Source organism: Alloalcanivorax profundimaris (assembly GCF_015265435.1).
GTDB lineage: Bacteria > Pseudomonadota > Gammaproteobacteria > Pseudomonadales > Alcanivoracaceae > Alloalcanivorax > Alloalcanivorax profundimaris.
The window spans coordinates 130,599-154,742 of record NZ_JABJWH010000010.1 but is presented as its reverse complement, the minus strand read 5'-3'; the positions used below and the strand labels follow the sequence as shown (position 1 = coordinate 154,742).

Below are 24,144 nucleotides of genomic sequence, written 5' to 3'. Positions count from 1 at the left end.
AGTGTAGCGAAAGGCGGCGCTGGCCGGGAACCGCGCAACCAAAATTGTGAAAAACCACTGCAAAAACGTCCGTGATTCGTACCTTCGAGGATTCCCATGTTCGCTAACAGCCGGGCCGTCACCAGCAACCAGGACGCGCCGCACCCGGCCCTGGCGGACACCGTGCGCCGCCATCTCGGCCACGCCTGGCGCGCGCCCCTGGCCGACTACGACCGTGACGCGTTCGCCCGCGCCGAGCACTGGCTCGCCGGCTCGTCCGGCCCGTTGATTCTGGATTCCGGCTGCGGCACCGGGCGTTCCTCGGTGTGGCTGGCGCGCCGTTATCCGCACGCCCGGGTGCTGGGGCTGGATCAGTCCGCCCACCGGCTGGAACGGGCGGCGCGGCGCTTCGAGCCGATCGGGAATCTGCTGTTGCTGCGCACCGACTGCGCCGGTTTCTGGCGCCTGGCGGAGGCCGCCGGCTGGCGCCCCTGGCGGCATTACCTGCTGTACCCGAACCCCTGGCCGAAAAGCGCTCATCTGAAACGGCGCTGGCACGGGCATCCGGTGTTTCCCCATTTGCTGGGGCTGGGCGGCGAGCTGGTGCTGCGCACCAACTGGGAACTCTATGCCCGGGAAATGGCCGGGGCGCTGGAGCTGGCGGGGCGCGCGGCGAGCCTGTCGCCGCTCACCGTGGAGGATGAGGCGATCACTGATTTCGAGGAAAAGTACCGTGACAGCGGCCACCGGCTCTGGGAGCTGGTGGCCGCGCTGGATCACTGAACGGTCATGTAGACCTTGTAGCCAATGGTGGCGAGCATGCAGATCGTGCCCAGGGCCAGCAGGGTCAGCCCCCAGGCGGACTGGCGGGCACCGAAACCGATCCCCATGAGCACCAGACCGAGCACGATGAGTGCGATCAGACCGTCGAAGAACGCCATATTTTCCCCCTTGATGTGAATCAGCCCAGTTGTGGCAGGCGCGACAGCGCCGCTTCGGCGCCGGCGGCGTCGTAGTCACCGTCCTCCAGCTTGCCGTCGAAGTAGTCGATGTAGGCCTGCATGTCGAAGTGGCCGTGACCGGAAAGGTTGAACAGGATGGTCTCCGCCTTGCCTTCCGCCTTGCAGCGCAGGGCTTCGTCCATGGCGCCCTTGACCGCGTGGGTGCACTCCGGCGCCGGCACGATGCCCTCGTGGCGGGCGAACTCCACCGCCGCCTCGAAGCAGCCCAGCTGCTGGTAGGCGCGCGCCTCGATCAGCCCCAGCTCCAGGGCGTGGGACACCTGGGAGCCCATGCCATGATAGCGCAGCCCGCCGGCGTGGAAGCCCGGCGGCGTGAAGCTGGAGCCCAGGGTGTGCATCTTGGTGAGCGGTGTCAGGTGGGCGGTGTCGCCGAAATCATAGGCGAAGCGGCCCTGGGTGAGGGTGGGGCAGGCCGCCGGTTCCACGGCGATGATGCGGCGCCGGCGTCCGCCGCGCAGTTGCGCGCCCAGGAACGGGAAGGCGATGCCGGCGAAGTTGGAGCCGCCGCCGGTGCAGCCGATGATGATGTCCGGATCGTCGCCGGCCATTTCGAACTGTTCCATGGCCTCCAGGCCGATCACGCTCTGGTGCAGCATCACGTGGTTGAGCACCGAGCCCAGGGCGTACTTGGTGCCCTCGTCCTGGGCGGCCAGTTCCACCGCCTCGCTGATGGCGATGCCCAGGCTGCCCGGATGATCCGGATTCTCCGCCAGGATCGCGCGGCCGGATTCGGTAAGGTCGGATGGCGAGGCCACGCATTCGGCGCCATAGGTGCGCATCAGCGCCTGGCGGTAGGGTTTCTGCTGGAACGACACCTTGACCTGGAACACCTTCACCTGCAGATCGAACAGGCTGCCGGCGAAGGCCAGCGACGAGCCCCACTGGCCGGCGCCGGTCTCGGTGGTGAGCCGCTTGATGCCGGCCTCGGCGTTGTAGAACGCCTGGGCCACGGCGGTGTTGGGCTTGTGGGAGCCGGCCGGGCTCACCCCTTCGTACTTGAAGTAAATCCTGGCGGGGGTGTCCAGGGCCTTTTCCAGACGGCGCGCGCGGATCAGCGGGCTGGGCCGCCACAGGCGGTAGATGTCGCGCACCGGCGTGGGAATTTCCACGTGGCGCTCGGTGGTCATCTCCTGGGCGATCAGGGTGTCCGGGAACAGCGGCGCCAGGTCGCCGGGCGCCACCGGCTGGTGGGTGGCGGGGTGCAGCACCGGCGCCATGGGCGTCGGAAAGTCCGCCATGATGTTGTACCAGTCGCGCGGCATGCGCTCTTCGGACAGCAGGTATTTGGTGCTCTCGGCCATGGTTCTCTCTTGATTCGTCGTTATTGTGCGGCTCTTATGATGCCGCTTTTTGCCGCGCCGGATAAGGTCACAGGCGCAATTCGCGCAACTCCGGATTGCTTCGCGCGCGCTCCCAGACACGGCCGAAGTGTTCCGCGCGGCGTGGAGCCCGGGGCAGGGCATGGGCGCACAGGTCCAGGCGTTCCAGGCGCGGCCAGCCAGCCGCCTCGAACAGGCCGGTGCGCTCGGCCACGGCGAAGCACAGCGCCGGATCGGCGTCGTCGGGCTGGGTCTGGCGCACATGCAGGCGGGAGGGCAGGCGGCGGGCCAGATGCACCAGGCCATGGCCGTGTTTGACCGCCTGGTCCACGTCGTCGAACAGCACGCGCAGGTCGGCCTGGGGCGAGGACAGGGCCAGGGCCTTGAGGGCGTCGAGGACCGCCGGATCGGCGGTGAGCGCGTCCAGGGCCGGCACCCGCAGCCACAGGCGCCGCCGGCAGGCGCGGATCAGGGCGGCCAGGGCCTCCGCCGCCCGGGTCGGATCCGGATGGTGGAGAGTGTCGTCCTCGCCGAGCCGCAGGCGCATCAGTCGAGCAGCTTGAACATCTGCCGGTGGGGGATGTGCGCGTCCATGAAGATGCCGCCGGACACGCTGAAGCCGGCGGTTTCATAGAAGCTGGTGGCGTGGGTCTGGGCGTACAGGAAAATCTCGCCCATGTCGGCGGCGCGGGCCGCTTCCTCGGCGGCCACCAGCAGGGCGCGGCCGATGCCGCTGTTGCGGTGGGTTTCCAGCACGCACAGGCGGCTGATCTGGCCGCTGCCCAGAAGACGGAGGCAACCGATGGGCTGGCCCGCGTCGTCCAGGGCCAGGAAGTGCCGGGCGGCGTGGTCGGCGCCGTCCCATTCCAGTTCCTCGGGGACGCCCTGTTCGCCGATGAAGATGCGCTCGCGCAGCGCGCTCAGCTCGTCGCGGTGTTCGTCCCAGGTCGTCTCGATGATGCTAAAGGCCATGGCGTTCTCGTTAAAGCTCGGCAAAGTAGCCCTGGTCTATCCAGTGATCCAGCAGGGGCCGGCTGTCGGTGTCGAGCACCGCGGCCAGCTCGTCGTTCGTATAGCGCCGCTGGCGGGCGAGCAGCCCGGCCAGGGCGGCCTGGCTGCCGCGCAGCGGCCAGGCCTCGCCGTTCAGCCAGGCGGTGTCGTCCACCACCAGCAGGCGCACGCCGCCATGGCGGACCAGGGCGGCATCGGGATCGGCGGCGCGAATGTGCGCCGGGTCGATCAGAAAATCAAGTCCCGTTTGCCGGGGCGTGCTCAGCCAGCGGGCCAAGGCACGGCGTCCGGCGTCCCGGTCGAACAGCGCCAGGGCCGCGTCCAGCATGGCGTCCCGTTCACCGGCGTCGAGCCGGCCCGGGTCGGCGACCGGGGCGCGGCCGGGATCGGCGTACAGGCGGGTGGGGGTCTCGGCCAGGGTTTCGGCCACCACTTCCGCCAGCAGATCGCGGTAGTCCGGGGCCCGGAAGCCCACCGACCAGGTCACGCAGTCGCTGTCCAGGGCGACGCCGTGGTGGGCCATGCCCGGCGGCAGGTAGAGCACGTCGCCGGGGCCGGCGGTGTATTCGCTCTCCACCGGCATGTGGGCGAGCATCTTCAGGGGCACGTCGCCGCGCAGGCGGGTGTCGTCGTCGCAGAGCGGGCCCAACTGCCAGTGGCGCCGGCCGCTGGCCTGGATCAGGAAGACGTCGTACTGATCGAAGTGGGGGCCGACGCTGCCGCCCTCGGCGGCGTAGCTGATCATGATGTCCTCGAGGCGCCAGCCGGGCAGGAAGCGGAAATCGTCCAGCAGCAGGGACACCTCGGTGAGGTAGTGATCCACGGACTGCACCAGCAGGGTCCAGTCCCGCGGGCCCAGGGCGCCGAAGCGCTGTTCCTCGAACGGCCCCTGCTCCAGGGACCAGGGGCCGTCGCCGGCGCCCTCGATCAGACGCGACTCCACCTCCGGCTCCAGGGCCAGGCCGGCCAGGGTGTCCGGGTCCGGGTGATCGAGCCCGACGGCGGCGCCGGGCATGAACAGGGGCGCCCGCTGCCAGTGGCGCGCCAGGAAATCCCCGGGCGCGAGGGGCAGCGTGAAACGCGGCGGAACGGCATCCACGGTCATGAAAGCTCCGGGCCGGCGCCGGGCGCCGGCGGCGGTGTTACTGGACGTCGCGGGCCTGGCGGCCGGCGTTGCCGGTGTAGCCGCCCGGGGTGAGCGCCTTGAGACGCTCCTTGGCGTCCTCGGGAATGGCCAGGCCGTCAATGAAGTCAGCCAGGGCCTCCTGGGTGATGGCCTTGCCCCGGGTCAGCTCCTTGAGTTTCTCGTAGGGCTTCTCGATGCCATAGCGGCGCATCACCGTCTGGATCGGCTCGGCGAGCACTTCCCAGGCGTGGTCCAGGTCGTCGTCGAGGCGTTCCGGGTTGACCTCCAGCTTGCCAATGCCCTTCAGGGAGGCTTCGTAGGCGATCAGGCTGTGGGCCAGACCCACGCCCACGTTGCGCAGCACCGTGGAGTCGGTGAGGTCACGCTGCCAGCGGGAGATCGGCAGCTTGCCGGCCAGGTGGTCCATGACCGCGTTGGCGATGCCCAGGTTGCCCTCGGAGTTCTCGAAGTCGATCGGGTTGACCTTGTGCGGCATGGTGGAGGAGCCCACTTCGCCTTCCACGGCGCGCTGCTTGAAGTAGCCCAGGGAAATGTAGCCCCACAGATCCCGGTCGAAGTCCAGCAGGATGGTGTTGAAGCGCATCAGGGCGTGGAAGTACTCGGCGATCCAGTCGTGGGGCTCGATCTGGGTGGTGAACGGGTTGAAGGCGAGCCCCAGGCTTTCCACGAAGCGGCGCGCGAAGGCCGGCCAGTCCACGTCCGGGTAGGCCGCGTAGTGGGCGTTGTAGTTGCCCACCGCGCCGTTGATCTTGCCCAGGATCTGCACCGCCACGAACTGGTCGCGCTGGCGCTTGAGGCGTCCCACCACGTTGGCCATCTCCTTGCCCACGGTGGTGGGGGAGGCGGACTGGCCGTGGGTGCGCGACAGCATCGGCACGTCCGCCAGGCCATGGGCCAGCTGGCGCAGGCTGCGGATGATCTGGTCGAGCTTGGGCAGCAGGGCGTCACGGGCCTCGCGCAGCATCATCGCGTAGGACAGGTTGTTGATGTCCTCGCTGGTGCAGGCGAAGTGGACGAACTCGGTCATTTTGTCGAGTTCCTCGTGCTCGGCCATGCGCTCCTTGATGAAGTACTCCACGGCTTTGACGTCGTGGTTGGTGGTGCGCTCGATCTCCTTGATGCGCTCGGCGTCCTTCTCCTCGAAGTCCCGGGTCACGCCGCGCAGGTGCCAGGCGGCCTTGCCGCTCATCAGCGGCACTTCCGGGATCGCCTTCTCGTGGGCCAGTTGTTCCAGCCAGCTCACTTCCACGTGGACCCGGTAGCGGATCAGGCCGTATTCGCTGGTGATGGCGCGCAGGGGCTCGCACTTGCCGGCGTAGCGACCGTCCACCGGGGAAATGGCGGTGAGGGGGTTAAGGCTGGACATGGGGTGACTCCTGAAATGGGAAACCGTTGGCGGGCGCAATCATACCGCAAATAACCGCGAATCGCGCGCCGCCGCCGAAATCTATAATTCGTATGAGCTTTTGTTTATAAGTCGTTGTTTTTAAGGTTATTTAGGGCTTCCAGTTGTTGCTTGCGCTGAAACAGAAGCCGCCAGCGCCGGCCGCCGTGGGCGTGCCACAGGAAGGCGGCGCGCACGCCGGCCAGAAACAGGGCACGGATGCGTGCCGCGTTATCCTCGTCCTGGAGCTTGGCCGGGTCGCCCTGGACCCGGATGCGGAACCGGAAGGTGCCCAGGGTATCCAGGTAGATGCCCGCCAGGCGATGGCAGAAGGTGGGGCTGGTGAGCCCGTCGAAATGCTCGCGCTGGCCTTCCAGGGCGATCAGCCGGTGGCGCAGGATGCTGATCACGTCGCTGTTCTTGCGCAGCTTGGCGGCCAGGTGCAGCAACGCCAGGGCGTAGCTGAGCGGCCGCGCCGCTTCCCGGGGTTGTTGCCGGCCCAGGCTCTGGCGCAGCAGACGAAACCCGTCCTGGAAGCGCTCCGCTTGGGGGTAGATGGTGGTGGCCTCGTCGGCGTCCATGGTCATCACGCCGCCGAACAGGGCCTCCATGGCGCCCGGGTCCAGGTCGGCGCCGGTGGCGATGCGGTCGGCCTGCACGGCGGCCTCGAACACCGCCGCCAGGGCCAGCAGTTGCTGCTGTTCGTGATTCATCGGGTCTCCTCGATCACGGCGCCGCCCAGGCAGGTGTCGCCGTCATAGAACACCACCGACTGACCCGGGGTGACGGCCCGTTGTGGCTGGTCGAACACCACCCGCACGCGGCCGTCGCCGGCGTCCTCCACCCGGCAGTCCTGGTCCGGCTGGCGGTAACGGGTCTTGGCGGTGAGCCGGGCGGGCAGGGCCGGCGGCGCGCCGGCGATCCAGTCCACCGCGGCGCTGGTCAGTTCATTGCTGAACAGCAACGGATGGTCCTGGCCCTGGACGGCGATCAGCACATTGCGGTCCAGGTCCTTGCCGGCCACGTACCAGGGAGCGTCGCCGGCGTCGGCGCGGCCGCCGATGCCCAGGCCCTGGCGCTGCCCCAGGGTGTAGTACATAAGGCCGTCGTGACCGCCGATGACGTGGCCGTGGTCGTCCTCGATGACGCCCGGCTGGGCGGGCAGGTAGGTTTCCAGGAAGTCCTTGAAGCGGCGCTCGCCGATGAAGCAGATGCCGGTGGAGTCCTTCTTCTTATGGTTGTCGAAACCCCGTTCGGCGGCCAGCCGCCGTACCTCGGGCTTCTCCAGGTCGCCCAGGGGAAACAGGGTACGGGCGAACTTGTCGCCGCCCACGGCGTGCAGGAAGTAGGTCTGGTCCTTGTTCAGGTCCACGGCGCGCAGCAGGCGGCCGCGTTCGCCATCGTGTTCCACCCGCGCATAGTGGCCGGTGGCGATGTAATCCGCGCCCAGGGTCAGGGCGTGGTCCAGGAAGGCGGCGAACTTGATTTCCTTGTTGCACAGGATGTCCGGGTTGGGCGTGCGCCCGGCCCGGTATTCGGCCAGGAAATGCTCGAACACCCGGTCCCAGTACTCGCCGGCGAAATTGGCGGTGTGCAGCTCGATGCCCAGCACCCCGGCCACCTGCATGGCGTCCAGCAGGTCGTCCCGGGCGGTGCAGTACTCGGTGCCGTCGTCCTCGTTCCAGTTCTTCATGAACAGGCCCTCCACCCGGTAGCCGGCGTCCAGCAGGCGGGCGGCGGCCACCGAGGAATCCACGCCGCCGGACATGCCGACGATCACGCGGGGGGCTTGGCGGTCTGGGGAATCGGACATGGTTCGTTTCGCCGTTCGATCAGCCGCGCTGCAGCGGCCAGGGGTGTTGGTAGATGGCGTCCAGGGGCAGCCGGCGGCCGCTCAGGTAATCCGCCACGCAGCGTTCCACCAGTGGTCCGCGGTGCTCGTTGCGGCGCGCCTGGAGTTCCTCCGGCGTCAGCCACAGCGCCTCGAGAATGCCGGTGTCCAGCTTCTGGTGCGGGTCATGACCCAGAGCCCGGGCCACGAAGCAGGTACGGTAATAGACGCCGGCGCCGGGCCGGGGCTGGAAAATATACCATCCCAGCAGGTCGGTGATCTCCACCCGCCAGGCGGTTTCCTCCAGGGTTTCCCGGTAGGCCGCCTGCATCAGGTCCTCGCCGAACTCGGCGTGCCCGGCGGGCTGGTTGAGCACCGCCTCGCCGGCCTGCATTTCGCGCACGAACAGGAGGCGGCCCTCTTGTTCCACGATGGTGGCCACAGTAATGTGCGGTTCGAAGCTGTTCATCGAAGGCTCCAGCCGGGCGTCGTGATCGGTCAGCGGGCGCAGATGGTAGCGCACCGGAGGCCGCCGTGACAGCCGCCCGGACGTTGTATGGAGCCGCCTCCGGGAGAAAGCAAGACCGTGAATGATTCCTTTAGCCATCTGGACGACCAGGGCCGCGCCCGCATGGTCGACGTCACCGACAAGGACACCACCGCCCGCACCGCCCACGCCCGGGCCCGCGTGCGCATGGCGCCGCGCACCCTGGCCATGATCCTGGACCAGGAACACCCCAAGGGCGACGTGTTGGCGGTGGCGCGCCTGGCCGGCATCCAGGCGGCGAAAAAAACCTGGGACCTGATCCCGCTGTGCCACCCGCTGATGCTCAGCGGCGTGGAGGTGCAACTGGAGCCGGACGGCGACGACGCCCTGCGGGTGGACGCCCGCTGCAAGCTCAAGGGCCGCACCGGCGTGGAAATGGAAGCGCTCACCGCCGCCTCGGTGGCGGCGCTCACCGTTTACGACATGTGCAAGGCGGTGGATCGGGCCATGGAGATCGAACACATCCACCTGGTGGAGAAAACCGGTGGCCGCAGCGGCGAATTCCGCCGGGAGGCCCCATGAGCGACGCGGTCATCGAGGTGCGGTTCTTCGCCGCCCTGCGCGAGCGGGTCGGCGAGGAAATGCTGCGCGTGAGCCCGCCGGCGGAGGTGGGCACGGTGGCGGCGCTGTGCGACTGGCTGGCCGCCGGCTACCCGGCGGTGGCCGCCGCCTTCGAGGCCACGCCGCGCCGCATGGTGGCGATTAACGAGGAACTGGCCACGCCGGACAGCGCCGTGGCCGCCGGCGACACCGTGGCGCTGTTCCCGCCGGTGACCGGAGGCTGAGATGACCACCACCAAGGCCCCGGCCACCATCGAGGTGGCGATCACCGCCGAGCCCCTGGAGGACCGGTCCTCCGGGGAAGGCCGCGACGGCCGCAGCGGCGCCGAGGTGCGCTTCTCCGGCCGGGTGCGTGACGAATCCGGCCGGGTCCAGGCCCTGTTTCTGGAGCATTACCCGGGCATGACCGAGAACGCCCTGGAGAAGATCGCCGGGCACGCCCGAGAGCGCTGGCCTTTGAATGCCATCGAAATAATTCATCGGGTCGGCGAGATCCGGATCGGCGAGGAGATCGTGCGGGTGGTGGTGTGGGCCGGTCACCGCCACGCCGCCTTCGAGGCCTGCGCCTTCCTGATGGATATCCTCAAGAGCCAGGTGCCGCTGTGGAAGAAGGAGCTCAGCGACGACGGCTGGCATTGGGTCGAGGCCCGCCAGCGCGACGCCGAGGCCGCCGCCCGCTGGATGGGCGGGCCTTCGGAGCGTGCACGGTAAGTTCCCGCCATTCCCCGGGCGCCAGCCCGTCCAGACTCCAGTCGCCGATGCGCCAGCGCACCAGCCGCAGGGTAGGGTGGCCGATGGCCGCGGTCATGCGCCGCACCTGGCGGTTGCGACCTTCGTCCAGGGTGATTTCCAGCCAGCGGTCCGGTACCGTGAGCCGCGTGCGCACCGGCGGGTCCCGGGGCCACAGCGCGGGCGCGTCGACGGCCCGGGACGGCGCCGGCCGGCAGGGCCCGTCCTTGAGCGTGATGCCGCGCCGCAGCCGCTCCAGCTCCGCCTCGCCGGGGGCGCCTTCCACCTGGGCCAGATAGGTCTTGGGCAGATGAAAGCGGGGGCTGGCGATGCGCGCCTGCAGGGCGCCGTCATCGGTGAGCAGCAGCAGACCCTCGGAGTCCCAGTCCAGGCGCCCGGCGGGGTAGACATCCGGCACCGGGATGTAGTCCTTCAGGGTGCGCCGGCCCTGGTCGTCGCTGAACTGCGAGAGCACCTGAAAGGGTTTGTTAAACAAAATCAGTCTTGCCATGGACGAAATCTCGCTGCGGCGGGCTGGAAGCCAAGCAAGAGTAGCACCTGGGTGCTATACTCTCGCCCCGCAACCGAATCCTACGGTTTTTCTCAGAGGGAGTAGTGTAGATGGGATACCAAAAGATCACGGTTCCGGCGGACGGTGACAAAATCACCGTTAATGCGGACCTATCCCTGAATGTCCCCAACCATCCGATCATTCCATATATCGAAGGGGACGGCATCGGCGTCGATATCTCGCCGGTGATGATCAAAGTAGTGAACGCCGCCGTGGAAAAATCCTACGGGGCGAAACGTGGCATTACCTGGATGGAAGTGTTCGCCGGCGAAAAGGCCACCAAGGTCTACGGCCCGGACACCTGGATGCCGGAAGAAACCCTGGAAGCGCTGCGGGAATTCACCGTGGGCATCAAGGGCCCGCTGACCACTCCCGTGAGTGGCGGCATCCGGTCCCTGAACGTGGCGCTGCGCCAGGAACTCGACCTGTACACCTGCATGCGCCCGGTACGCTGGTTCGAGGGCGTGCCCAGCCCGGTACGGCACCCCGAACTCACCGACATGGTGATCTTCCGGGAGAACTCCGAGGACATCTACGCGGGCATCGAATGGGCCGCCGACAGCCCGGAAGCCACCAAGCTGATCAAATTCCTGCGTGAGGAAATGGGCGTTACCCAGATCCGTTTCCCCGAGGGCTGCGGCATCGGCATCAAGCCGGTTTCCCGCGAAGGCACCCAGCGCCTGGTGCGCAAGGCGATCCAGTACGCCATCGACAACGACAAGGATTCCGTCACCCTGGTGCACAAAGGCAACATCATGAAGTTCACCGAGGGGTCGTTCAAGAACTGGGGTTACGAGCTGGCGGTCGAACGTTACGGCGCCAAGCCCCTGGACGGCGGGCCCTGGCATGTGATGACCAATCCTCGCACCGGCAAGGAAATCGTCATCAAGGACGTGATCGCCGACGCCTTCCTGCAGCAGATCCTGATGCGTCCCGCCGACTACAGCGTGATCGCCACCCTGAACCTGAACGGTGACTACATTTCCGACGCCCTGGCGGCGGAAGTGGGCGGCATCGGCATCGCGCCGGGCGCCAACATCGGTGGTTCCGTGGCCCTGTTCGAGGCCACCCACGGCACCGCGCCGAAGTACGCCGGCCAGGACAAGGTGAACCCGGGTTCGCTGATTCTGTCCGCGGAAATGATGCTGCGCCACATGGGCTGGGAAGACGCCGCCGATCTGGTCATCAAGGGCGTGGAAGGCGCCATCGCCGCGAAGACCGTGACCTACGACTTCGAGCGCCTGATGCCCGACGCCACGCTGCTCAAGTGCTCTCAGTTCGGCGACGCCGTGATCGAGCACATGGGCGAGTAATCGCCCGTCACGCCGGCCTCCTCACTCCGGGGAGACGGCGTTGCTTTCCCGATCCCGCCGCCGTGCCTTGCCCGGCCGGCGGGAAGAGGGGGCTTCCCCCTTCTTGACTTCCCCCGGTTTCAGGTTCACCGCGTGATAGCCCTTGGAGGCCTCGCGCAGTTCGTATTCCACGCTTTGTCCGGCGTACAGGGTCTTGTATCCTTCCTCCTGTATATAGGAGTAGTGCACGAAAAGGTCATCACCGCCTTCATCGGGACGCACGAAGCCGTATCCCTTGGCGTTGTTGAACCACTTAACCGTTCCCGTTGCCATGGTGCTCCCTCTGGCCGCTGGCTGTGGGCCACAACCACCCCCGGCTCAGTTATAATAGGTTGGTTTTTGAACAACTGTTCCCTATGGTCGTCGGGGTGTCAACCCCTCCACCGCCGGGATTGAAAAACACCGTGATACCCCTCATTTGTTGATTGCCTGCTGACGCCAGCGGGTATACAACCGTTAGAGAAGGTTATGAACAGGCAGCACGAATCCACATCTCGAAGCATGGACGCGGCGAACGACGTCCCCACCGCGGTGTCGAGGGCGCCGAGGCTCGGCCCGGAGCCTCCGCAAACCCCCGATCGTCAGGACGATGCCGCCGTTGAGGAGGCCAAGCCTCGACTAAAGCGTCCGCCCATGTACAAGGTGATGATGTTGAATGACGACTACACGCCCATGGATTTCGTCGTCGAGGTGCTGGAAACCTTCTTTCGCATGGACCGGGAGCAGGCCACCCAGGTGATGCTGACGGTGCACACGAGAGGCAAGGCGGTGTGCGGGGTCTACCCCCAGGACATCGCCGAGACCAAGGCCGCGCAAGTGGTCGACTACGCCCGCGAACATCAGCATCCGCTGATGTGTCAGGTCGAACGGGCCTGACGACTCCGGCGACGGAGCGGGCTTCAAGCAGTGAGGTAGCCTATGCTCAGCAAAGAACTGGAACTGACTCTCAACGAGGCTTTCCACCACGCCCGCAGCCACCGGCATGAATTCATGACCGTGGAACATCTGCTGCTGGCGCTGCTCGACAACGAAGCGGCGGTGGAAGTCCTGCGCGCTTGCGGCGCCGATCTGGAAGAGCTGCGCGAGGCCCTGACTCAGTTCATCGACGATTCCACCCCGTTACTGCCCGACGACGGCGACCGCGACACCCAGCCCACGCTGGGCTTCCAGCGCGTGCTGCAGCGGGCGGTGTTCAGCGTGCAGTCGTCCGGCAACAAGGAAGTCACCGGCGCCAACGTGCTGGTGGCGATCTTCAACGAGCAGGAAAGTCAGGCCGTGTACCTGCTCAACAGCCAGGACGTACACCGTCTGGACGTGGTCAACTTCATCGCCCACGGCATCTCCCAGGTGGATGACGGCGACCCGGCCGCGGAACAGCGCGAGGACGCCGAGGGCACCGCCGAGGGTGGGCCGGCCAGCGCCCTGGAAAGCTACGCCAGCAATCTCAACGAGCTGGCCCGGGCGGACCGCATCGATCCGCTGGTGGGGCGCGCCTTCGAAATCGAACGGGCGGCCCAGATTCTGTGCCGCCGGCGCAAGAACAACCCACTGCTGGTGGGCGAGCCCGGCGTCGGCAAGACCGCCATCGCCGAGGGGCTGGCGCGCATGATCGTGGAAGAGAAGGTCCCCGAGCCGCTGCTCGACGCCGTGGTCTATTCCCTGGACCTGGGCGCTCTGCTGGCCGGCACCAAGTACCGCGGTGATTTCGAGAAGCGGCTCAAGAACCTGCTCGCCGAGCTGCGCAAGCAGGACAACGCCATCCTCTTCATCGACGAGATCCACACCATCATCGGTGCCGGGGCGGCGTCCGGCGGCGTCATGGACGCCTCCAACCTGCTCAAGCCGTTGCTCGCCTCCGGGGAGCTCAAGTGCATGGGCTCCACCACCTTCACCGAGTACCGCACCATCTTCGAGAAGGACCGGGCGCTGTCCCGCCGCTTCCAGAAGATCGACGTGGTGGAGCCCACCGTGGAAGACACCGTGGGCATTCTCAAAGGGCTCAAGAGCCGTTTCGAGAAGCACCACAACGTGAGCTACACGGACGCGGCCCTGAAAACGGCGGCGGAGCTGAGCGCCCGTTACATCAATGACCGCTTCCTGCCGGACAAGGCCATCGACGTGATCGACGAGGTGGGCGCCTGGCAGCGGCTGCGGCCGGAGAGCGAGCGCAAGGCCACCATCGATCAGGACGACGTGGAAGCCATCGTCGCCAAGATCGCGCGCATTCCGCCCAAGCAAGTGTCCTCGTCCGACAAGGAAGTGCTGCAGAACCTGGAGCGCGACCTGAAGATGACGGTGTTCGGCCAGGAAGACGCCATCGAGACCATCTCCGCGGCGATCAAGCTGTCCCGCGCCGGTCTCAAGGCGGACAACAAGCCGATCGGTTCCTTCATGTTCGCCGGCCCCACCGGGGTGGGCAAAACCGAGGTGAGCCGGCAGCTGGCCCGTGCCCTGGGCGTGGAGCTGGTGCGTTTCGACATGTCCGAGTACATGGAGCGCCACACCGTCAGCCGTCTGATCGGCGCGCCCCCGGGCTACGTCGGTTACGACCAGGGCGGTCTGCTCACCGAGGCGATCACCAAGACGCCGCACTGCGTGCTGCTGCTCGACGAGATCGAGAAGGCGCACCCGGAGGTGTTCAATATCCTCCTGCAGGTGATGGACAACGCCTCGCTCACCGACAACAACGGCCGCAAGGCGGATTTCCGCAACGTGATCGTGATCATGACCACCAACGCCGGCGCCGAGGTGCTCAACAAGCGCACCATCGGCTTCACCGACCAGGACCAGTCCTCGGACGGCATGGAAATGCTCAAGAAGATGTTCACGCCGGAGTTCCGCAACCGTCTGGACGGCATCATCCAGTTCAACCCGCTGACCACGGACGTGATCCTGGGCGTGGTGGACAAGTTCCTGGTGGAACTGCAAGCCCAGCTCGACGAGAAGGCGGTGGTGCTGGACGTGGATGACCAGGCGCGCCGCTGGCTGGCCGAGAAGGGTTACGACAAGGACATGGGCGCCCGCCCCATGGCCCGTCTGATCCAGGAGCAGATCAAGAAGCCGCTGGCGGAAAAACTGCTGTTCGGCGAACTGGCCGGCAAGGGCGGCCAGGTGCACATCGGCGTCGGCGACGACGGCCTGGTGCTCACCGTGGACGCCTCCGAGGAGGAAGCCACCTGCTGATGCGGGCGGCTTCCACCGAACCCCTTACCAAGCCCGGCCATCGTGCCGGGCTTTTTCTTGGCTGATCATCGGCCGGGCACAAACCAAAAAACCCGGCGGGGCCGGGTTCGGAGGAACGCTTCGCGCCGCGCGGGCGGGAAGGTTATTTCATGCGGAAGGTGATGCGGCCCTTGCTCAGATCGTAGGGCGACATTTCCACTTTCACGCGGTCGCCGGTGAGGATGCGGATGTAGAACTTGCGCATCTTGCCGGAGATGTGGGCGGTAATCACATGACCATTGTCCAGCTTCACGCGGAACATGGTATTGGGAAGGGTTTCAAGCACGACCCCTTCCAGCTCAATCTGCTCTTCTTTCGCCATTCAGTGACTGTCCTGATGTGTGTCGGCTTCAGAGGGAGCGCAATTGTGCCGCAAACCGGGCCACGCTGCAAAGGCTTATCGGCCGTTTTCGCTGCCGGGTTCAGGCAGTTCCCGCCATTCGCCGCCGTCCAGGAGCTCCAAAGGCCGGTACTGGCTTTTGTAGCTCATTTTCTGGCATTGGCGAATCCAATAGCCGAGATAGAGATAGGGCATACCCAGCCGGTGGGCGGCCTGGATCTGCCAGAGCAGGGCGTTGACGCCGAGGCCCCGGTCCGGCTGATCCGGATCGAAGAAGGTATAGACCGCCGACAGGCCGTCGTCGAGCAGGTCGGTGACCGCCACCGCCACCAGACGGTGCTCCGGGTCGCGGAAACAATAGAAGCGGGTATCCGCCCAGTCACAGGTCAGGAAGCTGGTGAACTGCTCCTCGGAGGGTGGAAACATGTCGCCGTCGCCGTGGCGCTGGTCGATGTAGCGGGCATAGAGACGGTACACCTCGCGGGTGTAGCGGGCCGGCTCCTCGCTCACGGTGAGGTCGGCGTTGCGCCGCCGCAGCCGCTTGTGCCGCCGCCGGGGCTGGAAGTCCGCTACTCGCACCCGGGCCGGCACGCAGGCCCGGCAGCCGTCGCAGTGCGGGCGGTACAGGTAGTCGCCGCTGCGCCGGAAGCCGAGCCGGGACAGCTCGCTATACAGCCCCGCGTCGAGCCGCGTTTGCGGATCGACGAACAGGGTCGCTGCCTGGCGCTCCTCCAGATAACTGCAGGGGTGCGCCGGGGTGCGGAAGAAGCGGAGTTCGGACAGATCGCTCATGGCTCAAGTGTAGCCGATACAGGGGGCACGGGAACCCCGGTGACTTGCCTTCCTTGCCACGGTTATAGTGTTGCCGGCGTAAAAACAACGACAACGCCGGATACGGATCGGCCGCCCCCTTGGCGGCCGCCGCCCGGCACCGGGAGAGCAAGAATGACAAACACCAGCCCCGCGCCGCTGTGGCGGCCGGACCCGTCGCGCGTCGCCGACGCCCGCATCACCCACTACCAACACTGGCTGAACGCCGAGAAAGGCCTCGCCTTCGACGACTACCAGAGCCTTTGGGCCTGGTCCGTGGAGCATCTTGAAGAGTTCTACGAGTCGCTCTGGCAGTACTTCGACATCCGCCATTCCGCCCCCTATGAGCGGGTGCTGGATGGCCACCACATGCCCGGCGCCAAATGGTTCGAAGGCGCCCGCCTGAATCTGGCCGAGCAGGTGTTCCGTCACCATGAGCATGAACCGGAGCGGCCGGCGGTTCTGTCGCGCTCTGAACTGCGTGGCCTCCAGACCCTGACCTGGGGCGAGCTGCGCGAGCGGATCGCCGCCCTGGCGCACAGCCTGCGTGAGCTGGGCGTGGGCCCCGGCGACCGGGTGGTGGCCTATTTGCCCAACCTGCCGGAAACCATGGTAGCGTTCTTCGCGGTGAGCAGCCTGGGCGCGATCTGGTCCAGCTGTTCGCCGGATATGGGCACGCGCAGCGTGCTGGACCGCTTCCGCCAGATCGACCCCAAGGTCATGATCGCCGTGGACGGCTACCGCTACGGCGGCAAGGATTTCGACCGGCTGTCGGTGGTGGAAGGGCTGCGCGATCAGTTGCCCACTCTCGAGCAGGTGGTGATGCTGCCGTACCTGAATTCCGACGCCAGGCTGCCCGGTGCCCGGCACTGGGACGATCTGGTCCGCGAGCCGGCGCCCATGCGCTTCGAGCAGGTGCCCTTCGATCACCCGCTCTGGGTGGTTTATTCCTCCGGCACCACCGGCATGCCCAAACCCATTGTCCATGGCCACGGCGGCGCGCTGCTGGAAGGACTGCAGGATCACGCCCTGCAGCTGGATCTGGGTCCCAAGGACCGTTACATGTGGTTCACCACCACCGGCTGGATCATGTGGAACGCGCAGATGTCCGGCCTGCTCACCGGCGCCACCATCTGCCTGTACGACGGCAACCCGGGCTACCCGGACCTGGGCACCCTGTGGCGCTTCGCCGAGGAGACGGAGATGACTTTCTTCGGCGCCGGCGCCGCCTATTTCCTCAACTGCAAGAAGGCGGACATCCGCCCCGGCGATTGGGTCGACACCGGCCGCATTCGCTCCATCGGGTCCACCGGTTCACCGTTGCCGGAGGAGGGCTACCGCTGGCTCATGGACCAGTTCGACGATGTCATGGTGGCCGCCATCAGCGGCGGCACCGACGTGGCCAGCGCCTACGTGGGCGCCTGCCCGACGCTGCCGGTCTACCCCGGCGAGATGCAGTGCCGCTACCTGGGCACGGCGGTGTACGCCATGGGCGACCACGGCGAGTTGCTCGACGACGAAGTAGGGGAACTGGTGGTCACCAAGCCGATGCCGTCCATGCCGCTGTATTTCTGGAACGACGAGGACGGCGAGCGTTACCGGGACAGCTATTTCGATGTCTTCCCCGGGGTCTGGCGCCATGGCGACTGGATCCGCATCACGCCCCGGGGCGGGGCGATCATCTACGGCCGCTCCGACACCACCATCAATCGCCACGGCATCCGCATGGGCACCGGCGAGATCTACCGGGTGGTGGAGGAAATCCCGGAAGTGCTGGACAGCCTGGTGGTGGATCTGGAGTACCTGGGCCGGGAGTCCTACATGCCGCTGTTCGTGGTGCTGCGCGAAGGCGTGGCCCTGAACGAGGATCTGGCCGGGCGCATCAAGGCGGCGATCCGCGATCATCTGTCCGCCCGCCACGTGCCCAACGAGATCATCGCCGCGCCGGACGTGCCGCGCACGCTCACCGGCAAGAAGATGGAGCTGCCGATCAAGAAGCTGCTGTTGGGGCAGGCCATCGAGCAGGTGGCCAACCCGGACGCCATGGCCAATCCGGACAGCATCGCCTTCTACAGCGAGTTCGCGGAGCGGCGGGGCACCGCCGGGCGTTGACCGGGGTGATCGCGCCAGCGGAACGGGCCCTTCGGCCAGGGCCGGGGCGCGGTCTCGGTAATCAACCGGTCCAGCTCGCGCTGAAAGTCCGCCCTCGGCATCAAATAAGCCCCCAGCCGCATCAGATGCGGGCTCTCCACCTGGGCGTCCAGCAACTGGATGCCCAGGCGCGGCGCCAGCGCCCAGAGCATGGCGAGTACGCTCTTGGAGCCGTCGGTGCGGGTGGAGAACATGGATTCGCCGAAGAACACGCCGCCCAACTGCACGCCGTAGATGCCGCCGGCCAGGGCGCCGTCCTGGTCCACGGTGAGGCAGTGGGCGTAGCCCAGGCCGTGCAGGCGCAAATAGGCGGCGCGCATTTCCGCGGTGATCCAGGTGCCGCCGTCCTCGTCCCGGGGCGCGGCGCACTGGTCGAGCACGCCGGCGAAATCCCGGTCGCCATGGAAGCTGAGGTCGGCGCCGCGCAGGTGGCGGCCCAGCCGGCGGCTGATGTGAAAATCCCCGGGGCGGAACACGCACCGGGGATTGGGGGACCACCAGAGAATCGGTTGGCTGGCGTCGTACCAGGGGAACACACCCAGCCGGTAGGCCCGCACCAGGGTGTCCGGCGTCAGATTATTGCCGGCGGCGAGCAGACCGTTGGGGTCGTCCAGGGCGTGTTCCGGCGGCGGGAAGTCGCTTCCCGCCGGCAGCCAGGGAATCACTCCTCCAGGCTCTCCAGGTACTTCTCGGCGTCCAGGGCCGCCATGCAGCCGGCGCCGGCGGAGGTCACCGCCTGTCGGTAGACGTGGTCGGCCACGTCGCCGGCGGCGAACACGCCTTCCACGCTGGTGGCGGTGGCATTGCCGTCCAGGCCGCTGTTGATCTTGATGTAGCCGTTGTTCATGGCCAGCTGACCTTCGAAAATGCCGGTGTTGGGCTTGTGGCCGATGGCGATGAACACGCCCTGCAGCTCCACGTCCTGGGTGGCGCCGTCCCCGGTGGATTTCACGCGCATGCCGGTGACGCCGGAATCGTCGCCCAGTACTTCATCCAGGGTGTGGTCCCACAGCACCTTGATGTTGTCCTTGGCGAGCAGCTTGTCCTGCAGGATTTTCTCGGCGCGCAGCTTGTCGCGACGATGCACCAGGATCACTTCCTCGGCGATGTTGGACAGGTACAGCGCCTCTTCCACGGCGGTGTTGCCGCCGCCGATCACCGCCACCTTCTGGCCTCGGTAGAAGAAGCCGTCGCAGGTGGCGCAGGCGGACACGCCCTTGCCCATGAACGCCTGCTCGGATTCCAGGCCCAGGTACATGGCGGAGGCGCCGGTGGCGATGATCAGCGCGTCGCAGGTGTAGGTGCCGTTGTCGCCCTTGAGCACGAAGGGCCGCTGGTCCAGGCTCACCTCGTTGATGTGGTCGAACAGGATCTCGGTCTCGAAACGCTCGGCGTGCTGTTGCATCCGCACCATCAAATCCGGACCCTGCAGGCCTTCCACGTCGCCGGGCCAGTTGTCCACTTCGGTGGTGGTGGTGAGCTGGCCGCCGGGCTCGATGCCGGTGATCACCACCGGTTTCAGGTTGGCGCGGGCCGCGTACACCGCCGCGGTGTAACCGGCGGGGCCGGAACCCAGGATGATCAGTCGATGGTGTTGCGCGTCGCTCATTGGTTCCTCCACCAAAAAGGGGGTTTCAGGGCGAATGCAAACTACAACAAAACCCCGGGCCCGTGAAGGGCGTACACTCTATGGCCGCGATAGTCGGCGCCAGCGACGGGCCGCCCCGGCACGGGGCGCTGGCTGGCGGCCCCCGGATTGACTACAATCCCAAGGTTTTCAAGTCGTTAGATTCAAGGAGCCCGGCCCCCGAGGGGCGGTTCGGCGGCTCCTCAACCCCAGAGGCCTGCGGTGTCCAAGGCAAAGGCAGCAACCGGCGGCAACCCTTCCGGGTTCTCCCGCCATCTCAAGAAAGGTCTGGTGGAAGGCATGGTGATCGCGCTGATCGCCCTGTCCCTGTACCTGTTGTTGGCGCTGGTCACTTATGACAGCGGCGACCCGGGCTATTCCTTCGTGGCCCAGCCGGGAGAGGTGAACAACGCCGGCGGCCGGGCCGGTGCCTTCTGCGCCGATTTGCTGCTGAGTTTGTTCGGCTTCATGGCCTATGTGTTCCCGGTGCTGGTGGCGTTCTGGGCGTTCAAGGTGCTGCGTGAACGCCACGCCGGCCTGGCCGGTAACTGGCCTTTGTTCAGCCTGCGGCTGGTGGGCTTCGTGCTGACCATAATGAGCGGCACGGCGCTGGCCTACATGCACTTCGCCGGCGGCGGCTTCTCGCTGCCGGAGGACGCCGGCGGCATTCTCGGCCATGTGGTGGGCGGCGCCGCCCTGGACGCCTTCAATGCCCTGGGCGGCACCCTGGTGATGGTGGCCCTGTTCCTGATCGGCGTCACCGTGTTCACCGACCTGTCCTGGATCGCCCTGGCGGAGCGGCTGGGCGCGGCGGTGCTGGCCGTGGGGCAGAAGGTGCCGGCCTGGTTCGAGGCGCGCCGGGAGAAGCGCGCCGAACAGCAGGCCGCCCGGGAAGCGCGCCAGAAGCGCGCCAAGGTGGTCACCGAGGCGAAGAAGAAGCAGGAAAGCCGCACCCCGCCCAAGATCGCCCAGCCCGCCAAGCCGGTGGAGAAAAGCGAACGGGTGCAGAAAGAGAAGCAGCAGACCCTGTTCACCGCCCAGGTCACCGGCGATCTGCCGCCGCTGTCCCTGCTCGACGCCGTGGACGAGGGCAAGGGCGGCTACTCCGAGGAAGCCCTGGACGCCATGTCCCGGCTGCTGGAGATCAAGCTCAAGGATTTCAACATCGACGCCGAGGTGGTGGCGGTGCAGCCCGGCCCGGTGATCACCCGGTTCGAGATCCAGCCGGCGCCGGGCATCAAGGTGTCCAAGATTTCCAACTTGGCCAAGGACCTGGCCCGCTCCCTGGCGGTGATCAGCGTGCGGGTGGTGGAGGTGATCCCCGGCAAGACCACCGTGGGCATCGAAATTCCCAACGAACAGCGCGAGATGATCCGCCTTACCGAGGTGGTGGGCTCGCGGATGTTCGACGACGCCGCCTCGCCGCTGACCCTGGCCCTGGGCAAGGACATTTCCGGTAACCCGGTGATGGCCGACCTGGGCAAGATGCCGCACCTGCTGGTGGCGGGCACCACCGGCTCCGGTAAGTCCGTGGGCCTGAACGCCATGCTGCTGTCGCTCATGTTCAAGGCCAATCCGGAAGAAGTGCGGATGATCCTGATCGACCCCAAGATGCTGGAACTGGCGGTCTACGACGGCATCCCGCACCTGCTCACGCCGGTGGTCACGGACATGAAGGAAGCGGCCAGCGCGCTGCGCTGGGGCGTCGGCGAGATGGAGCGCCGCTACAAGCTGATGGCGGCCATGGGCGTGCGCAACATCGCCGGCTACAACCGCAAGGTCGGCGACGCGGAGAAAAAGGGCGAACCCCTCAAGGACCCGCTCTGGAAGCCGGACGACCCGATGAACCTGGACGAGGAGGCGCCGCTGGCCCAGAAGCTGCCCTACATCGTCATCGTCATCGACGAATTCGCCGACATGATGATGATCGTCGGCAAGAAGGTGGAAGAGCTGATCGCGCGCATCGCCCAGAAGGCGCGGGCCGCCGGCATCCACCTGATTCTCGCCACCCAGCGCCCGTCGGTGGACGTGATCACCGGCCTGATCAAGGCCAACGTGCCGTCGCGGATCGGCTTCCAGGTGTCCTCCAAGATCGACTCGCGCACGGTGCTCGACCAGGGTGGCGCGGAGCAGCTGCTCGGCCACGGCGACATGCTTTATTTGCCCGCCGGCACCAGCATGCCGGAACGGGTGCACGGCGCCTTTGTCTCAGATGAGGAAGTGCACCGTGTCTGCGACGACTGGCGCAAACGCGGCGAGCCGGACTATCTGGAGGAAATCCTGGAAGGCGGCGGCGACCTGAACGCGCCCCTGCCGGGGATGGAAAGCCCGGAAGGCGGGGGCGGCGAGGAGGACGACCCGCTCTACGACGAGGCGGTGGCCTACGTCACCGAGTCCCGGCGCGCCTCGATTTCGTCGGTGCAACGCAAACTCAAGATCGGTTACAACCGGGCGGCGCGCCTGGTGGAGGCCATGGAAATGGCCGGCGTGGTGTCCGAGGCCGGGCACAACGGTCAGCGCGAAGTGCTGGCGCCACCGCCTTCCTGACGCCGCCCCCGACAAGGACTTTTCTCCGTATGCGATTTTTCTGGATCATTGCCCTGATGCTGCCGACCCTGGCCCTGGCCGGCCCGGCGGAGGACCTGGTGGCCAAGCTCGACCAGCTGCGCAGCCTGTCCGGCCGCTTCCAGCAGACCGTGATCGGCGAGGGCGGCGAACGCGCCCGGGACAGCGCCGGCACCCTGGAAGTGGCGCGCGGCAACCGCTTCTACTGGCACACCGAGCGGCCCTACGAGCAGCTGGCGGTGTCCGACGGCAAAACCGTCTGGGTCTACGACCAGGACCTGGAGCAGGTGGTGGTGCGCCCGCTCAGCGATGACCTGGGGGAAACCCCGGCGCTGCTGTTCGGTGGCGATCCCTCCGCGGTGACCCGGGCGTTCCGCGTCAGCGAGCAGGACCGCCAGGGCGACCGCGTCACCTACCGGCTGGAACCCAAGGCCGGCGACCCGCTGTTCGACACCCTGGACGTGACCTTCGAGGGCGACACCCCGCGCGCCATGCGCCTGGAGGACGCCCTGGGCCAGAAAACCCTGATCGACTTCCGCGACCTGACCCTGAACAGCGAGCCGTCCCCGGAGCGCTTCCAATTCGAGCCGCCGGAAGGAACCGACGTCATCCGGCAACAATGAGCGATCTGTTCGAGCAACAACACCGCGGCGACGCCCAGCCCCTGGCCGCCCGGCTGCGGCCGGCCACCCTGGACGACTACGTCGGCCAGCGCCATCTGGTGGGGCCGGGCAAGCCGCTGCGCCAGGCCGCCGAGCGCGGCCAGCTGCATTCCATGATCCTGTGGGGGCCGCCGGGCACCGGCAAGACCACCCTGGCGCTGATTCTCGCCCGGGTGGTGGACGCCGAGTTCATCACCCTGTCGGCGGTGCTGTCCGGGGTGAAGGACATCCGCGCCGCCGTCGATCAGGCCAAGGCGCGCCTGGGCCAGGGCCGGCGCACGGTGCTGTTCGTGGACGAGGTGCACCGCTTCAACAAGGCCCAGCAGGACGCCTTCCTGCCCCATGTGGAAGAGGGCACGGTGATCTTCATCGGCGCTACCACCGAGAACCCGTCCTTCGAGCTGAACAACGCCCTGCTGTCCCGGGCCCGGGTCTACCGCCTGCGCTCCCTGGAACGGGAGGATCTGGAAGGCCTGCTGGAACGGGCCCTGGGCGAACCGGAACTGGCCGGCATCGAGCTGGCCGACGACGCCCGGGACCTGCTGCTCGGCTACGCCGACGGCGACGCCCGACGGCTGCTCAACATGCTGGAAATCGCCGTGGACCTGGCCGAGGGCAGCGGCGACGCCGCCGTCATCGACCGGCCGCTGATGGAAGAGGTGCTGCGCGACGCGGTGCGCCGCTTCGACAAGGGTGGCGACGTTTTCTACGACCAGATCAGCGCCCTGCACAAATCGGTGCGCGGCTCCGACCCGGACGCCGCTCTGTACTGGTTCGCGCGCATGCTGGACGGCGGTTGCGACCCGCTCTATATCGCCCGCCGGGTGGTGCGCATGGCCAGCGAGGACATCGGCAACGCCGACCCCCGGGCGCTCACCCTGTGTCTGAACGCCTGGGACGTCCAGGAGCGCCTGGGCAGCCCGGAAGGGGAACTGGCGGTGGCCCAGGCGATCGCCTACCTGGCGGTGGCCGCCAAGAGCAACGCGGTTTACAACGCCTACAACCGGGCCCGGGATCTGGTCGCCCGCAACCCCAGCAACGAAGTGCCGCTGCACCTGCGCAACGCCCCCACCAAGCTGATGAAGGCGGAGGGCTACGGCGCGGAATACCACTACGCCCACGATTTCCCGGAGGCGTTCGTGGCCGGCGAGAACTATTTCCCCGTGGATTTGCGCGATACCCGGCTCTACGAACCGGTCGACCGGGGGCTGGAAATCCGCATCGGCGAAAAGCTGCGCCGCCTGCGCCAGCAAAACGACGCCGCCGACTGGCACCGCTACGACGACTGAGCTTCGCCGCGCGGCGGTGCCAACC

The 24,144-nt window shown here is 67.0% G+C and carries 26 protein-coding genes; 11 read left to right on the top strand and 15 right to left on the bottom strand.

The genetic code is table 11. The features are described 5' to 3' along the window. Positions 1–96: 96 nt before the first annotated feature. Positions 97–762: a tRNA (guanine(46)-N(7))-methyltransferase TrmB gene (gene trmB / locus HMJ39_RS06970; RefSeq protein ID WP_194296740.1), complete on the top strand. Its 666-nt coding sequence runs from the start codon at positions 97–99 to the stop codon at positions 760–762. Here trmB and HMJ39_RS06965 read toward each other — a convergent pair. The 9 genes from HMJ39_RS06965 to HMJ39_RS06925 form a co-directional block, all read right to left on the bottom strand. Continuing rightward, positions 756–920: a hypothetical protein gene (locus tag HMJ39_RS06965; protein WP_161385772.1), complete on the bottom strand. Its 165-nt coding sequence runs from the start codon at positions 918–920 to the stop codon at positions 756–758. The genes trmB and HMJ39_RS06965 overlap by 7 nt on opposite strands. Positions 921–940: 20 nt before the next feature. Then, positions 941–2,302: a TrpB-like pyridoxal phosphate-dependent enzyme gene (locus HMJ39_RS06960; protein ID WP_161385771.1), complete on the bottom strand. Its 1,362-nt coding sequence runs from the start codon at positions 2,300–2,302 to the stop codon at positions 941–943. A 67-nt stretch (positions 2,303–2,369) separates the two neighbouring features. Next, positions 2,370–2,867: a DUF7931 domain-containing protein gene (locus HMJ39_RS06955; RefSeq protein WP_194296739.1), complete on the bottom strand. Its 498-nt coding sequence runs from the start codon at positions 2,865–2,867 to the stop codon at positions 2,370–2,372. Beyond that, positions 2,867–3,292: a GNAT family N-acetyltransferase gene (locus HMJ39_RS06950; RefSeq protein ID WP_161385769.1), complete on the bottom strand. Its 426-nt coding sequence runs from the start codon at positions 3,290–3,292 to the stop codon at positions 2,867–2,869. The genes HMJ39_RS06955 and HMJ39_RS06950 overlap by 1 nt, the downstream gene beginning before the upstream one ends. A 10-nt stretch (positions 3,293–3,302) precedes the next feature. Then, positions 3,303–4,436, bottom strand: coding sequence for a cupin domain-containing protein (locus HMJ39_RS06945; RefSeq protein ID WP_194296738.1), 1,134 nt, complete (start codon positions 4,434–4,436; stop codon positions 3,303–3,305). Between the two features lie 37 nt (positions 4,437–4,473). After that, positions 4,474–5,844 (bottom strand): adenylosuccinate lyase, encoded by a 1,371-nt coding sequence (purB, locus tag HMJ39_RS06940; protein ID WP_194296737.1) that lies wholly within the window; start codon positions 5,842–5,844, stop codon positions 4,474–4,476. 104 nt (positions 5,845–5,948) lie between these two features. Continuing rightward, positions 5,949–6,575, bottom strand: a complete 627-nt coding sequence (gene hflD, locus HMJ39_RS06935) for a high frequency lysogenization protein HflD (protein WP_194296736.1) — start codon at positions 6,573–6,575, stop codon at positions 5,949–5,951. Further along, on the bottom strand, positions 6,572–7,675 hold the full coding sequence (gene mnmA / locus HMJ39_RS06930; protein ID WP_194296735.1) for a tRNA 2-thiouridine(34) synthase MnmA: 1,104 nt from the start codon (positions 7,673–7,675) through the stop codon (positions 6,572–6,574). Before mnmA ends, hflD begins: the two co-directional genes overlap by 4 nt. Before the next feature lie 19 nt (positions 7,676–7,694). Then, on the bottom strand, positions 7,695–8,162 hold the full coding sequence (locus HMJ39_RS06925; protein WP_194296841.1) for an NUDIX hydrolase: 468 nt from the start codon (positions 8,160–8,162) through the stop codon (positions 7,695–7,697). A 162-nt stretch (positions 8,163–8,324) separates the two neighbouring features. Between HMJ39_RS06925 and moaC the strand changes: the two genes are divergently transcribed. From moaC to HMJ39_RS06910, 3 genes are read left to right on the top strand one after another with little or no spacing between them, the layout of a single operon-like run. After that, positions 8,325–8,762, top strand: coding sequence for a cyclic pyranopterin monophosphate synthase MoaC (moaC, locus tag HMJ39_RS06920; protein WP_238930049.1), 438 nt, complete (start codon positions 8,325–8,327; stop codon positions 8,760–8,762). Then, positions 8,759–9,025: a molybdopterin converting factor subunit 1 gene (gene moaD / locus HMJ39_RS06915; RefSeq protein ID WP_194296734.1), complete on the top strand. Its 267-nt coding sequence runs from the start codon at positions 8,759–8,761 to the stop codon at positions 9,023–9,025. The genes moaC and moaD overlap by 4 nt, the downstream gene beginning before the upstream one ends. 1 nt (position 9,026) lies before the next feature. Then, a complete protein-coding gene (locus HMJ39_RS06910; protein WP_194296733.1) occupies positions 9,027–9,512 on the top strand; it encodes a molybdenum cofactor biosynthesis protein MoaE in 486 nt (161 codons plus the stop codon). Here the strand turns inward: HMJ39_RS06910 and HMJ39_RS06905 are convergent. Continuing rightward, positions 9,418–10,041, bottom strand: a complete 624-nt coding sequence (locus HMJ39_RS06905; protein ID WP_194296732.1) for a pseudouridine synthase — start codon at positions 10,039–10,041, stop codon at positions 9,418–9,420. The two genes, HMJ39_RS06910 and HMJ39_RS06905, sit on opposite strands and share 95 nt — an antisense overlap. 110 nt (positions 10,042–10,151) lie before the next feature. Here HMJ39_RS06905 and icd point away from each other — a divergent pair, with 110 nt between their 5' ends. After that, a complete protein-coding gene (icd, locus tag HMJ39_RS06900; RefSeq protein WP_161385759.1) occupies positions 10,152–11,414 on the top strand; it encodes an NADP-dependent isocitrate dehydrogenase in 1,263 nt (420 codons plus the stop codon). 21 nt (positions 11,415–11,435) lie between these two features. Here icd and HMJ39_RS06895 read toward each other — a convergent pair whose 3' ends face one another. Further along, the gene (locus HMJ39_RS06895) at positions 11,436–11,726 is read right to left on the bottom strand and encodes a cold shock domain-containing protein (protein ID WP_161385758.1); all 291 of its coding nucleotides are present in this window, start codon (positions 11,724–11,726) and stop codon (positions 11,436–11,438) included. Between the two features lie 228 nt (positions 11,727–11,954). Here HMJ39_RS06895 and clpS point away from each other — a divergent pair, with 228 nt between their 5' ends. Both clpS and clpA read left to right on the top strand, forming a co-directional pair. Next, a complete protein-coding gene (gene clpS / locus HMJ39_RS06890; RefSeq protein ID WP_194296840.1) occupies positions 11,955–12,329 on the top strand; it encodes an ATP-dependent Clp protease adapter ClpS in 375 nt (124 codons plus the stop codon). 42 nt (positions 12,330–12,371) lie between these two features. Further along, positions 12,372–14,636, top strand: coding sequence for an ATP-dependent Clp protease ATP-binding subunit ClpA (clpA, locus tag HMJ39_RS06885; protein ID WP_194296731.1), 2,265 nt, complete (start codon positions 12,372–12,374; stop codon positions 14,634–14,636). 142 nt (positions 14,637–14,778) lie between these two features. Here clpA and infA read toward each other — a convergent pair whose 3' ends face one another. After that, complete coding sequence (gene infA, locus HMJ39_RS06880) at positions 14,779–14,997, bottom strand: translation initiation factor IF-1 (protein ID WP_014994331.1); 219 nt, start codon at positions 14,995–14,997, stop codon at positions 14,779–14,781. Positions 14,998–15,072: 75 nt separating this feature from the next. After that, entirely contained in the window at positions 15,073–15,807 is a 735-nt protein-coding gene (locus HMJ39_RS06875; protein ID WP_194296730.1) for an arginyltransferase, read from the bottom strand. Between the two features lie 153 nt (positions 15,808–15,960). On the opposite strand from HMJ39_RS06875, the gene HMJ39_RS06870 reads away from it, so the two are divergent. Continuing rightward, positions 15,961–17,937, top strand: a complete 1,977-nt coding sequence (locus HMJ39_RS06870; RefSeq protein WP_194296729.1) for an acetoacetate--CoA ligase — start codon at positions 15,961–15,963, stop codon at positions 17,935–17,937. Here the strand turns inward: HMJ39_RS06870 and aat are convergent. Further along, positions 17,895–18,641, bottom strand: a complete 747-nt coding sequence (gene aat, locus HMJ39_RS06865; protein ID WP_194296728.1) for a leucyl/phenylalanyl-tRNA--protein transferase — start codon at positions 18,639–18,641, stop codon at positions 17,895–17,897. The genes HMJ39_RS06870 and aat overlap by 43 nt on opposite strands. Continuing rightward, complete coding sequence (gene trxB, locus HMJ39_RS06860; protein ID WP_161385753.1) at positions 18,638–19,585, bottom strand: thioredoxin-disulfide reductase; 948 nt, start codon at positions 19,583–19,585, stop codon at positions 18,638–18,640. Before trxB ends, aat begins: the two co-directional genes overlap by 4 nt. 240 nt (positions 19,586–19,825) lie before the next feature. On the opposite strand from trxB, the gene HMJ39_RS06855 reads away from it, so the two are divergent. The 3 genes from HMJ39_RS06855 to HMJ39_RS06845 are packed head-to-tail and all read left to right on the top strand — an operon-like array spanning position 19,826 to position 24,119. Beyond that, positions 19,826–22,150: a DNA translocase FtsK gene (locus tag HMJ39_RS06855; RefSeq protein WP_323370858.1), complete on the top strand. Its 2,325-nt coding sequence runs from the start codon at positions 19,826–19,828 to the stop codon at positions 22,148–22,150. 29 nt (positions 22,151–22,179) lie between these two features. Next, positions 22,180–22,791 carry an outer membrane lipoprotein chaperone LolA gene (lolA, locus tag HMJ39_RS06850; protein WP_194296727.1) on the top strand — a complete coding sequence of 204 codons (612 nt, stop codon included), beginning with the start codon at positions 22,180–22,182 and terminating at the stop codon, positions 22,789–22,791. Next, complete coding sequence (locus tag HMJ39_RS06845) at positions 22,788–24,119, top strand: replication-associated recombination protein A (protein ID WP_194296726.1); 1,332 nt, start codon at positions 22,788–22,790, stop codon at positions 24,117–24,119. The genes lolA and HMJ39_RS06845 overlap by 4 nt, the downstream gene beginning before the upstream one ends. Positions 24,120–24,144 lie beyond the last annotated feature (25 nt).